We start from the raw sequence: 12,001 nt of genomic DNA, 5'->3' as shown, positions 1-12,001 counted from the left end.
CCCTTATGCACCCACACATGATCAAACTGCTGAGCCTTTCGGGTCTGACCCTCGGCCTGCTGGCGGCCAGCCAGGGCGTACGCGCCGATGAAGTGAAAGCCCCGACTTTCACCGCCGAGCCGTGCTGCAGCCTGTGCCCGGCCGCCCATGACGCGAAGAACTACACCACGCGCTACCAGCAGAACTTCACCACCCTGGTTCAAGCCCAGGGCGACTGGCTGTTCCGTACCCAGGAAGACCTGCGCACCGAGTTCGACACCACCCCGGCCGGCTACAAGCGCATGCAGCAGTTGCACGATGCGTTCAAGAGCAAGGGCGTGGAACTGGTGGTGGTCTACCAGCCAACCCGTGGCCTGGTGAACCGCAACAAGCTCAACCCCGCGGAGAAAGCCTCGTTCGATTTCGACAAGGCCTTGGGCAACTACAAGAGCATGCTCGGCCGCTTCGCCAAGATGGGCTACGTGGTGCCAGACCTGTCGCCGCTGACCAACGAGCAACTGCCGGATGAATTGCCAGCCCACGACTTCTACTTCCGTGGCGACCAGCACTGGACCCCATACGGCGCCCAGCGCACCGCAAAAATTGTCGCGGCCAAGGTCAAGCAAATGCCCGAATACGCTGAGATTCCCAAGCGTGAATTCGAGACCAAACGCTCGGGCCGCATGGGCAAGACCGGCACCCTGCACAACATGGCCGGGCAACTGTGTGGCACCAGCTACGCGATCCAGTACATGGACCAGTTCACCACCGAGCCCAAGGGCGAAGCCGGTGACGGCGACCTGTTCGGCGATTCGGGCAACCCGCAGATCACCCTGGTGGGCACCAGCCACAGTGGCAAAAACTACAACTTCGCCGGCTTCCTGGAAGAAGAAATCGGCGCCGACATCCTCAACGTCGCCTTCCCCGGCGGTGGCCTGGAAGGTTCGATGCTGCAGTACCTGGGCAGCGATGAATTCCAGAAGAGCCCGCCGAAGATCCTGATCTGGGAATTCTCGCCGCTGTACCGCCTCGACCAGGAAACCATCTACCGCCAGATGATGGCGCTGCTGGACAACGGCTGCGAAGGCAAGACCGCGCAGATGTCGGCCAGCACCACGCTCAAACCCGGCAAAAACGAACTGATGGTCAACAGCGCCAACAAAGACCTGCGCAACGCCAACCACCAAGTTGATATCCGCTTCGCCGATCCGTCGGTGAAAACCTTGCAAGCCACCCTCTGGTATATGAACGGGCGCCACGAGGACATCAAGATCGAGAAACCCGAAACATCCGATACAGACGGGCGTTTCGCCTTTGAACTGCGCACCGATGAAGACTGGGCCTCGCAGAACTTGCTGGCCGTGGAAGTGCAGGGCCCCGAAGCGGGCGCTGCAGCGCAGAAGGTTGAAGCGAAAATTTGCACACGCAACGTATTCCCCGCCGGTGGTCAACAGACCGCGTCAACGGGGCAATGAGGTTACTTATGCAGAAGTTATGGATTCCATCGTTGCTGGGCCTGGCGATCTTCGCCGGGGCAGCCAACGCCGCCGCGCCGCTGCGTCCGCCCCAGGGTTACTTCGCACCGATCGAAGCGTTCAAGACCGGCGACTTCAAGAATGATTGCGACAGCATGCCAACGCCCTACACCGGGCCGTTGCAGTTTCGCAGCAAATACGAAGGCTCCGACAAGGCCCGTTCGACCCTGAACGTGCAGTCGGAAAAAGCCTTTCGCGACAGCACCGCCGATATCACCAAGCTGGAAAAAGACACCAGCAAGCGCGTGATGCAGTTCATGCGTGACGGTCGCCCGCAGCAGCTTGAATGCACGCTCAACTGGCTGGTGTCGTGGGCCAAGGCCGATGCGTTGATGTCCAAGGACTTCAACCACACCGGCAAGTCGATGCGTAAATGGGCGTTGGGCAGCATGGCGTCGGCCTATGTGCGCCTGAAGTTCTCCGAGTCGCAGCCACTGGCCAAGCACCCGCAGGAAGCCCAGCAGATCGAAGCCTGGTTCAACAAGCTGGCCGACCAGGTGGTGAGCGACTGGGACAACCTGCCCCTTGAAAAAACCAACAACCACTCCTACTGGGCCGCCTGGTCGGTGATGGCAACGTCCATCGCTACCAACCGCCGCGACCTGTTTGATTGGGCGGTGAAGGAATACAAGGTCGGCGTGAACCAGGTCGATGACCAGGGCTTCCTGCCGAACGAATTGAAGCGTCAACAACGCGCCTTGTCGTACCACAACTACGCGCTGCCGCCGCTGTCGATGATCGCCAGTTTTGCCCTGGTCAACGGCGTGGACCTGCGCCAGGAAAACAACAGCGCGCTCAAGCGCCTGGGTGACAAGGTGCTGGCCGGGGTGAAAGACCCGGACATCTTCGAACAGAAGAACGGCAAAGAGCAGGACATGAAGGACCTCAAGGAAGACATGAAATTTGCCTGGCTTGAGCCCTTCTGCACCCTCTACACCTGCGCCCCGGAAGTGATCGAACGCAAGCATGGCATGCAACCGTTCAAGACCTTCCGCCTGGGGGGTGACCTGACCAAGGTCTACGACCCGGCGCATGAAAAAGGCAACAAAGGCTCCTGACAAAACACCACCTGAACTGTAGGAGCGAGCTTGCTCGCGAAGAACCCACAGGCACCGAGATTTTTCAGGTGCCCAGCGTCATCGTTAACGACCTTCGCGAGCAAGCTCGCTCCTACAGGGGTCGCGTGTGAATGCAATACAGCCTCCCCCGAAATCGTGGGGGGGTTTGGGGGGGCTCTGGCCCTTGACTGTTGGTTAAACATGGAGAGATCGGGATGGTTTTCTCGTCCAATGTGTTCCTGTTTCTGTTCTTGCCGATCTTCCTCGGCTTGTACTATTTGAGCGGGCAACGCTATCGCAATCTGCTGCTGCTGATTGCCAGCTACGTGTTCTACGCCTGGTGGCGAGTGGACTTCCTGGCGCTGTTCGCGGCCGTCACGCTGTGGAACTACTGGATCGGCCTCAAGGTCGGTGCCGCGGGCGTTCGCACCAAACCGGCGCAGCGCTGGCTATTGCTCGGCGTGGCGGTCGACCTGTGCATCCTCGGCTACTTCAAGTACGCCAACTTCGGTGTCGACAGCATCAACGTAATGATGAAGTCGGCCGGCCTGGAGCCGTTCATCCTCACCCACGTGCTGTTGCCGATCGGGATCTCGTTCTACATCTTCGAGTCCATCAGCTACATCATCGACGTGTACCGTGGCGACACCCCGGCGACCCGCAACCTCATCGACTTTGCGGCGTTCGTGGCGATCTTCCCGCACCTGATCGCCGGTCCCGTGCTGCGCTTTCGCGACCTGGCCGACCAGTTCAACAACCGCACCCATACCCTGGATAAATTCTCCGAGGGCTGCACGCGGTTCATGCAGGGCTTTATCAAGAAGGTCTTTATTGCCGACACCCTCGCGGTGGTGGCCGACCATTGCTTCGCCCTGCAAAACCCCACCACGGGGGATGCCTGGCTCGGCGCGCTGGCCTACACCGCGCAACTGTACTTCGACTTCTCCGGTTACAGCGACATGGCCATTGGCTTGGGCTTGATGATGGGTTTCCGCTTCATGGAAAACTTCAAGCAGCCCTACATCAGCCAGTCGATCACCGAGTTCTGGCGGCGCTGGCACATCAGCCTGTCCACCTGGCTGCGTGACTACCTGTACATCACCCTGGGCGGCAACCGCAAAGGCACGCTGACCACCTACCGCAACCTGTTCCTGACCATGCTGCTCGGTGGCCTGTGGCACGGCGCGAACATCACCTACATCGTGTGGGGCGCCTGGCACGGCATGTGGCTGGCGATTGAAAAAGCCATCGGCCTGAACACCGCGCCGCGCAGCTTCAATGTGTTGCGCTGGGCCTTCACCTTCCTGCTGGTGGTGATGGGCTGGGTGATCTTCCGCGCCGAAAACCTGCACGTTGCCGGGCGTATGTACGGTGCGATGTTCAGCTTTGGCGAATGGTCATTGTCGGAACTCAACCGCGCCAACCTTACCGGCCTGCAAGTGGCAACCCTGGTGGTGGCCTATGCAACGCTGGCGTTCTTCGGCCTGCGCGACTTCTACACCAACCGCCCTGCCGACAAGACCAAGCCCGCCGACCCGAGCCTGATCAAGGCCGTACCCGGCGACAACCCTGGCAGCATCCACGAGCCTGGTTTCAGCGTGGGCCGTGACGCTGCCGTGCAACCGGCCTACTGGACCGCTGACTGGCCACGCTACGCCATGCGCGGCGCGGTACTGCTGCTGTTCGTGGCGTCGATTCTCAAACTATCGGCGCAGAGTTTCTCGCCGTTCCTTTACTTCCAATTCTGAGGGAGCCGACCATGACCCGTTCATTACGCGTCCTCTATATAAGCCTGTTCATGGTGCTGTTGCTGGCACTCGGCGCCTGGTCGCTGCGCAGCTTCTTTGGCTTCAGCACCAATGCCGATGCCACCGTGCTTAACGGTCGCTGGACCAAAGCCGTCGAGACTCACTACGACGACGAGTTCCCGATCAAGCGCCTGGGCACCAACCTGTGGGCGGCGCTGGACTACAAGCTGTTCAATGAAGGCCGCCCTGGCGTGGTGCTGGGCCGTGATCACTGGTTGTACAGCGACGAGGAATTCAACCCCGCCGTCAACGAAGACCAGAACCTGCAAGGCAATTACGCGCTGGTCGAAGGCGTACGCCAAAAGCTCAAGGCCCAGGGTATCCAACTGGTGATGGCCATCGTGCCGGCCAAGGTGCGCCTGTATCCAGAGCATCTGGGTGAAGTGAAACCGGCCAGCGTGCACGCCAACCTGTACCAGGACTTCCATGCCCGAGTGGCAGCGGACAACATTCCAGCGCCAGATCTGCTCGGCCCGCTGCAACAGGCCAAGCTCGCCGGCAAGCAAGTGTTCCTGCGCACCGACACCCACTGGACCCCAGACGGTGCCGAAGTCGCCGCCAAGCAATTGGCCAAGGCGATTGCCGACAAGACCCCACTGAGCGGCGAGCCGCAGCGCTTTGTCACCGAGGCCGAAAAAACCGAGCCGCATAAAGGCGACTTGCGTTTGTTCCTGCCCCTGGACCCGCTGTTCGAAAACCTGATGCCACCTAAAGAGCCGCTGGAAAAACGCGTCACCCACCTGGCCGAAGAGAAAGGTGATGACGCGCTGTTCAGCGACAGCGAAACCCCGGTGGCACTGGTGGGCACCAGCTACAGCGCCAACCCCAACTGGAACTTCGTCGGTGCGCTCAAGCAAGCCTTGCACAGCGACGTGGTCAGCTATGCCGAAGACGGCCACGGCCCGATCCTGCCGATGCTCAGCTACCTCAAAAGTGACGACTTCAAGAACAGCCCGCCGCAGGTGCTGATCTGGGAGTTTCCTGAACGTTATCTGCCTATCAACAACGAAATCGGTGATGCCGACCCGGCCTGGGTTGCGCAACTTAAACAAGCCGGTTCGCGCCAACAGAACATGGCAATCAACACACCTAAATCCGAGACGCCCGACCGGGCGCAAAACTGAAAGAGAGGTAACTCACAATGACTTTCACTACTACTCCTCGTCGTCTCGCTAAAACCCTGGCAATCGCTGCGGGCCTGAGCGTCGTATCCCTGTCGGCCTTCGCGGCCGGTGACGCCGCCCTGTACGGCCCGACCGCGCCAAAAGGCTCCAGCTTCGTGCGTATCTACAACGCCAGCAACCAGGAAGTCAGCGCCACCGTTGGCAGCACCAACCTCAGCGACGTTGCGCCACTGGCCAGCAGCGACTTCAGCTTCATGCCCGGCGGTGACTACAGCGCCAAGGTCGGCAGCCAGACCCTGCCGGTCAAGCTGGCCGCCGACCACTACTACACCCTGGTCAACAGCGGCAGCGGCCAGCCGCAGTTGATCGAAGAGCCACCGTTCAAGAACAAGCAGAAATCCCTGGTGCGCGTGCAGAACCTCAGCGACAAGGCCCTGACCCTGAAAACCGCCGACGGCAAGACCGATGTGGTCAAGTCGGTGGCCGCCAAGGGCCGTGGCGAGCGTGAGATCAACCCGGTGAAAGTGAGCCTGGCGTTGTATGACGGTGACAAGAAAGTCGGCGATGTGAAGCCGGTTGCGTTGGAACGCGGTGAAGCGGCGGTGCTGTATGTCACCGGCTCAGGTTCAAGCCTGTCGCCAGTGTGGGTGAAACGCCCAGTGTCGACCCGCTAACGATTTCCCGGACTGAACGCCCCCCACTGTAGGAGCGAGCTTGCTCGCGAAAATCGCCAACGATGACGCGGGCATTCTGGATGAACGCGTTGCCTGGAAGTGCTTCGCGAGCAAGCTCGCTCCTACAGGAGGCAGGGCTGTCAGTTCGGACCGAGACAAAAACAAGAGTGAAACGACAAACCTTCGTAGCTCTGACCCATATCGATTCAAGGAGACACACCCATGATCCCAGTAATCCTTTCCGGTGGTAGCGGCTCACGTCTTTGGCCGCTTTCCCGCAAACAGTTCCCCAAGCAGTTCCTGGCCCTGACCGGCGAGCACACCTTGTTCCAGCAAACCCTGGAGCGCCTGGTGTTCGAAGGCATGGACGCCCCCATCGTGGTCTGCAACAAAGACCACCGCTTCATCGTCAACGAGCAACTGAGCGCGCGTAAGCTCGACTGCCAGCGCATCCTGATGGAACCCTTTGGCCGCAACACTGCGCCGGCCGTGGCCCTGACCGCGATGATGCTGGTCAACGAAGGCCGTGACGACTTGATGCTGGTGCTGCCCGCCGACCACGTGATCGACGACCAGAAAGCCCTGCAACGCGCACTGGCCCTGGCCACCGTGGCCGCCGAGCGTGGCGAGATGGTGTTGTTTGGCGTGCCGGCCACCCGCCCGGAAACCGGCTACGGCTACATCAAGTCCACCAACGACTCGCTGCTGCCTGAAGGCGTGAGCCGCGTGCAGCAGTTCGTGGAAAAACCCGATGAAAAACGTGCGGTCGAGTTCGTCAAAAGCGGCGGCTACTTCTGGAACAGCGGCATGTTCCTGTTCCGTGCCAGCCGCTTCCTCGAAGAGCTGAAAAAGCATGATCCGGACATCTACGACACCTGCGTGCTGACCCTGGAACGCAGCGAGCAGACCGCCGACACCGTGACCTTCGACGACGCCACCTTCGCCTGCTGCCCGGACAATTCCATCGACTACGCCGTGATGGAAAAAACCCAACGCGCCTGCGTGGTGCCATTGGCGGCTGGTTGGAGCGACGTAGGTTGCTGGGCCTCGCTGTGGGCGGTCAACGATAAAGACGCCAACGGCAACGTGAGCAAAGGCGACGTGGTGATCCAGGACAGCCGCAACTGCATGGTGCATGGCAACGGCAAACTGGTGTCGGTGATCGGCCTGGATAACATCGTGGTGGTGGAAACCAAGGACGCGATGATGATTGCCCACAAGGACAAGGTCCAGGGCGTCAAGCAGATGGTCAACACCCTCAACGAGCAAGGCCGCAGCGAAACCCAGAACCACTGCGAAGTCTATCGCCCGTGGGGGTCCTACGACTCGGTGGACATGGGCGGGCGTTTCCAGGTCAAGCACATCTCGGTCAAGCCGGGCGCGTGCCTGTCGCTGCAGATGCACCACCACCGCGCCGAACACTGGATCGTGGTCAGCGGCACCGCCGAAGTCACCTGTGACGAGAACGTGTTCCTGCTCTGCGAAAACCAGTCCACCTACATCCCGATCGCCTCGGTGCACCGCCTGCGCAACCCGGGCAAGATCCCGCTGGAGATCATCGAAGTGCAATCGGGCAGCTACCTGGGCGAGGACGATATCGAGCGTTTCGAAGATATCTACGGGCGCTCGACACCGGTTGAACGTGGCGTATCGGTGAAAACTATCGCGCAGTAAAACAGTCGTACAAGAAGCCCTCGCCCAGCCCATTGCGTCCCCTATCCGCAGTGGGTTGGGTGGGGGCTTTTTATTTGGGATTTGTGGTGCCTGTACAGGCCTCATCGCAGGCAAGCCAGCTCCCACAGTTGACCGGGTTCATCCCTGGAATACATTCAACCTGTGGGAGCTGGCTTGCCTGCGATGGCGTCCGCCCGGCCAGCACAATGCTCAAGATAACCAATCCCACCTACGCTTAAGTTAGGATGCTGGTTCCCTATTCGAGGTGGTCTCCATGTTCTTCGGCGTTCTCCTGATCATCACCTGGCTGGTCCTGCTGCTGCGCTACCCGGCCAAGGCGCTGCCGGTATCGTTGGCCGCTGCCGTCGGCCTGGGGTTTGTCGCAGTGTGGGTGGTATGGCTGGACAACCGCGAAGCGTCGCAACTGGCGCGCCTTGAGCTGCGCATCACCTACGCCCCGCAAGACTGCCCCGCCGACCGACCGCTCAAGCTGACCCTCAACAACGGCAACGACGTACCGCTCACCGAACTGCGCTGGCGCGTCGCTGCCTATGCACCGGGCGATACGGTCAACCTGGCTGACAATGTCTACGCCGCCCCGCGCTATCGTGGCCCCGGCGAGTTGCAGGCAGGTGCCACCTGGGATGACTGCCTGCCCACCCCGCCGCTGCGCCCTGGTTATCGCCCACAAACCCTGGAATTTCGTGCCGAGCACCTGCAAGGCAGTTTCTCGGACTGACAAAGGATGGACCCATGCCCAATGTACTGATCACCGGTTGCTCCAGCGGCATCGGCCGCGCCCTCGCCGATGCATTCAAAGCCGCGGGCTTCGAGGTATGGGCCAGCGCCCGCAAACCCGATGACGTCGCCGCGCTTACTGCCGCAGGCTTTAATGCCCTACAACTGGACGTCAACGACAGCGCTGCCCTGCAACGCTTGTCGGAGCAATGGAGCGAGCTGGATGTACTGATCAACAACGCTGGCTACGGCGCCATGGGCCCATTGCTCGACGGCGGCACCGAGGCGATGCAGCGCCAATTCGAGACCAATGTATTTTCCATCGTCGGCGTAACCCAGGCGCTGTTCCCCGCCCTGCGTCGCAGTAAGGGCCTGGTGGTGAATATCGGCAGCGTTTCCGGGGTGTTGGTGACGCCGTTCGCCGGTGCCTACTGCGCGTCCAAAGCCGCTGTGCATGCCTTGAGCGACGCCCTGCGCATGGAGCTGGCACCGTTTGGCGTGCGCGTGATGGAAGTCCAGCCGGGTGCGATCAATACCAGCTTTGCAAAGAACGCCGGCGCCCAGGCCGAACTGCTGATCCACGAACAGTCGCCATGGTGGCCATTGCGCGAGGGCATTCGTGCACGCAGCCAGGCGTCCCAGGACAAACCCACTCCAGCCAGTGAATTTGCCGCAGACGTGCTCAAGGCGGTGCAGCAAGGACAACCACCGCGCCTGCTGCGCTCGGGCAACGGCAGCCGGGCGTTGCCGTGGATGGCGGCGCTGTTGCCCAAGGGGTTGTTGGAGAAGGTGTTGAGGAAGCGTTTTGGCTTGGGCGGTACGCTCTAAGGCTTCATGAAATCAATAAACGCCCGCACCTTCAGCGGTAGATGCCGCGTGTCCGGATACATCGCGTAGACCCCTTGCGGGGCAAAGCGATGGTCCGCCAGCACGCGCACCAAGCGTCCTGCCTCCAGATCCTCCTGCACCAGCCACTGCGGCAAAACCGTCACACCATGGCCCCGCACGGCAAACGCCTGCAGGACCGCCGCGCTGTCGGCCACCAAGGCTGACGGGCCGGCTCGATAAGTGTGGTCGAGACCCGCCGGGTCGGTCACGCTCAATTCGCTTAAGCGGCCATGGCCCAGCCTGGGCACCTGTTCCAACTCATCCAGGGTCTGCAACCCGGCAAACTGCGGCGCCGCAACGGCAAACACCTCGAACGTCGATAACTGCACCGCCCGATGATTGGAGTCCAGCAAGCGCCCCAGCCGTATCGCCACGTCAAAACGCTCGGAGATCAGATCCGCGTGGGTGGAGGATGTGGATAAGTGGATGTTCAGGTCCGGGTGCAAACGGCGAAACGCTTCTACCGCCGGGGCGACCACGGCCAGGGCATATTCGACAGTGGTGGTGATGCGCAGGGTGCCCTTGAGTTGGGCATGTTCACTGCGGGCTTCTTCTACCGCCAGGCGCGCCTCTTCAAGCATGCGCGTGCAGCGCAGGTAAAAGCGTTCGCCGGCATCGGTGAGTGCCAGATGGCGGGTGTTGCGCGTGAGCAGGGTGACGCCGAGTTCCGCTTCCAGGCGCTTGAGGTTGAAGCTGACCACGGCGCGGGTCTGGCCGAGCAGATCCGCGGCGGCGGTGAGCGAGCCGGACTCGACCACGGCCTTGAAGGTGTCAAAACGGTCCAGGCTGACCATGGTGGACGCCCTCCTTTGTCAAAATATTTTTGACAAACTAGCAGGCAAACCGACGTATCCCAAACCCTGCGTGCCGCCTACCCTGCCGGCTTCACTCGCAGGAACACGTTCATGACCTACCGCTCGAAAGTCGCCTGGATCTTTTTATTGGGTTTTGCCCTGGACCTGGTGAACATGTTTGTCGCCACCGTCGCCTACCCGGACATTGCCCGCGAGCTGCACGCCTCGGTCACGCAACTGGCGTGGATCAGCAACGCCTACATGCTCGGGCTGACCCTGATCATTCCCCTGAGTGTCTGGCTGGCGGCGATCATGGGCGAACGCACGCTGATCGCCACCAGCCTGCTGCTGTTCGCCGGCGCCTCGGTGATGGTGGGCCAGGCCGGTTCCATCGAGGCGTTGATAGGCTGGCGCGCGGTGCAAGGGCTCGGCGGCGGCTTGCTGATTCCCGTGGGGCAAGCCATGGCGTACCGGCACTTTCCCGCCGCCGAGCGCAGCCAGCTGACGGCACGGGTAATGTCGGTGGCGTTGCTGGTGCCAGCGCTGTCGCCAACGTTGGGTGGGGTGATCGTCGACAGTGTGTCCTGGCGCTGGATTTTCTACGCCAACCTGCCCCTGGCCCTGATCACCCTGCTGCTGGCCTTGCTGTGGATAAAACCCGACGCGCCCACCCGCATTCGCCCGCCTCTGGACCTGAGCAGTATTTTCAAACAGGTTGCCAGTCCGATGCTGCGCGTGGCGATGCTGGTCTACCTGTGCATACCCGGCGTGTTTATCGGCACCAGCCTGATCGCCATCCTTTATGTGCGCAGCCTGGGCTATGACGCCACCCAAACCGGCGCGCTGATGCTGCCCTGGGCGCTGGCCTCGGCAGTGGCAATCTACCTGAGCAAGAAACTCTTCAACCGCTGCGGCCCCAAACCCTTGCTACTGGCGGGCATGGCGCTGCAATGCGCGGGGATCCTGTTGCTCAACGAGCCCGCGCTGATTATTGCGGCCTACGTGTTGATGGGCCTGGGCGGCAGCCTGTGCAGCAGCACCGCGCAAACCCTGGCCTTTCTGGATATTGCCGCCGAGCGCATGGGCCACGCCAGTGCGTTGTGGAACATGAACCGTCAAGTAAGCTTCTGCGTCGGCGCCGCCGTGCTCAGTGCAATCCTGTCAGCCTTGGATTCCTTCGCCATAACCTTCACGATGGCGGCAGCTCTGACCCTGTTGCCGCTTTTCGCAGTGTTGCGCCTGGATGCTTCCAGAGTACGCGCGCTGCTTCACCCTTGCAGCGAGCCCAAGCATGATTGACTACAGCGATTTTTTTGAAGAAGTGATCCAGACCCACGTCGAGATCGAACAATGGTTTGCCGGGGTTGCGCCTCCCGGGACGTTGGAGAGTTTGCTCGCGCGCTTCTCACCCGAGTTCAGCATGATCGCGCCGGCCACCGGAACGCGGGTCAACAGGGCCGGGGTCAATGCGTTGTTTACGCGCCTGGGTGGGATGCGTCCGGGGTTGAAAATCACCTTGAGTGAAATGACCGGCATCGACCGCCATGCACGCGGCGCTACGGTGACGTATCGCGAGCATCAGATTGACGACAGTGGCACCCAGACCGACCGCCGCGCCACGGTGGTGTTCGAGAAACAGGCCAGTGGCGCGCTGCTTTGGCGGCACTTGCACGAGACCTTTATCAAAGCTTAAAGCGGGTCTAAAGGTGTGAGGGGCTTACATCGCGCT

The 12,001-nt window shown here is 61.2% G+C and carries 11 protein-coding genes; 10 read left to right on the top strand and 1 reads right to left on the bottom strand.

All coding sequences use genetic code 11. The features are described from left to right. The first annotated feature begins 5 nt into the window (after positions 1-5). From HU731_RS20975 to HU731_RS20940, 8 genes are all read left to right on the top strand, one after another. Positions 6-1,454: an alginate O-acetyltransferase gene (locus tag HU731_RS20975; protein ID WP_186607388.1), complete on the top strand. Its 1,449-nt coding sequence runs from the start codon at positions 6-8 to the stop codon at positions 1,452-1,454. An 8-nt stretch (positions 1,455-1,462) separates the two neighbouring features. Beyond that, complete coding sequence (locus HU731_RS20970) at positions 1,463-2,572, top strand: mannuronate-specific alginate lyase (RefSeq protein ID WP_186607387.1); 1,110 nt, start codon at positions 1,463-1,465, stop codon at positions 2,570-2,572. 215 nt (positions 2,573-2,787) lie between these two features. Continuing rightward, positions 2,788-4,320, top strand: coding sequence for an MBOAT family O-acyltransferase (locus HU731_RS20965; protein WP_032893491.1), 1,533 nt, complete (start codon positions 2,788-2,790; stop codon positions 4,318-4,320). Positions 4,321-4,331: 11 nt separating this feature from the next. Next, positions 4,332-5,504 carry an alginate O-acetyltransferase gene (locus HU731_RS20960; protein WP_186607386.1) on the top strand — a complete coding sequence of 391 codons (1,173 nt, stop codon included), beginning with the start codon at positions 4,332-4,334 and terminating at the stop codon, positions 5,502-5,504. A 17-nt stretch (positions 5,505-5,521) separates the two neighbouring features. Then, positions 5,522-6,178, top strand: coding sequence for an alginate O-acetyltransferase AlgF (locus tag HU731_RS20955; protein WP_014717000.1), 657 nt, complete (start codon positions 5,522-5,524; stop codon positions 6,176-6,178). Positions 6,179-6,400: 222 nt separating this feature from the next. Further along, on the top strand, positions 6,401-7,852 hold the full coding sequence (locus tag HU731_RS20950) for a mannose-1-phosphate guanylyltransferase/mannose-6-phosphate isomerase (RefSeq protein ID WP_032893494.1): 1,452 nt from the start codon (positions 6,401-6,403) through the stop codon (positions 7,850-7,852). A 274-nt stretch (positions 7,853-8,126) separates the two neighbouring features. Next, the gene (locus tag HU731_RS20945) at positions 8,127-8,591 is read left to right on the top strand and encodes a hypothetical protein (RefSeq protein ID WP_032893495.1); all 465 of its coding nucleotides are present in this window, start codon (positions 8,127-8,129) and stop codon (positions 8,589-8,591) included. Between the two features lie 14 nt (positions 8,592-8,605). Continuing rightward, entirely contained in the window at positions 8,606-9,418 is an 813-nt protein-coding gene (locus HU731_RS20940; protein ID WP_186607385.1) for an SDR family oxidoreductase, read from the top strand. On the opposite strand, the gene HU731_RS20935 is transcribed toward HU731_RS20940, so the two are convergent. After that, positions 9,415-10,272 carry a LysR family transcriptional regulator gene (locus tag HU731_RS20935; RefSeq protein WP_186607384.1) on the bottom strand — a complete coding sequence of 286 codons (858 nt, stop codon included), beginning with the start codon at positions 10,270-10,272 and terminating at the stop codon, positions 9,415-9,417. The genes HU731_RS20940 and HU731_RS20935 overlap by 4 nt on opposite strands. 111 nt (positions 10,273-10,383) lie before the next feature. On the opposite strand from HU731_RS20935, the gene HU731_RS20930 reads away from it, so the two are divergent. Both HU731_RS20930 and HU731_RS20925 read left to right on the top strand, forming a co-directional pair. Continuing rightward, positions 10,384-11,571 (top strand): MFS transporter, encoded by a 1,188-nt coding sequence (locus tag HU731_RS20930; RefSeq protein WP_186607383.1) that lies wholly within the window; start codon positions 10,384-10,386, stop codon positions 11,569-11,571. Next, positions 11,564-11,965, top strand: a complete 402-nt coding sequence (locus HU731_RS20925; RefSeq protein ID WP_186607382.1) for a DUF4440 domain-containing protein — start codon at positions 11,564-11,566, stop codon at positions 11,963-11,965. The genes HU731_RS20930 and HU731_RS20925 overlap by 8 nt, the downstream gene beginning before the upstream one ends. Positions 11,966-12,001: the final 36 nt, after the last annotated feature.

The sequence above is a fragment of the Pseudomonas salmasensis genome, assembly GCF_014268375.2.
Taxonomy (GTDB): domain Bacteria; phylum Pseudomonadota; class Gammaproteobacteria; order Pseudomonadales; family Pseudomonadaceae; genus Aquipseudomonas; species Aquipseudomonas salmasensis.
This window is presented reverse-complemented; position numbering and strand designations above follow the sequence as displayed.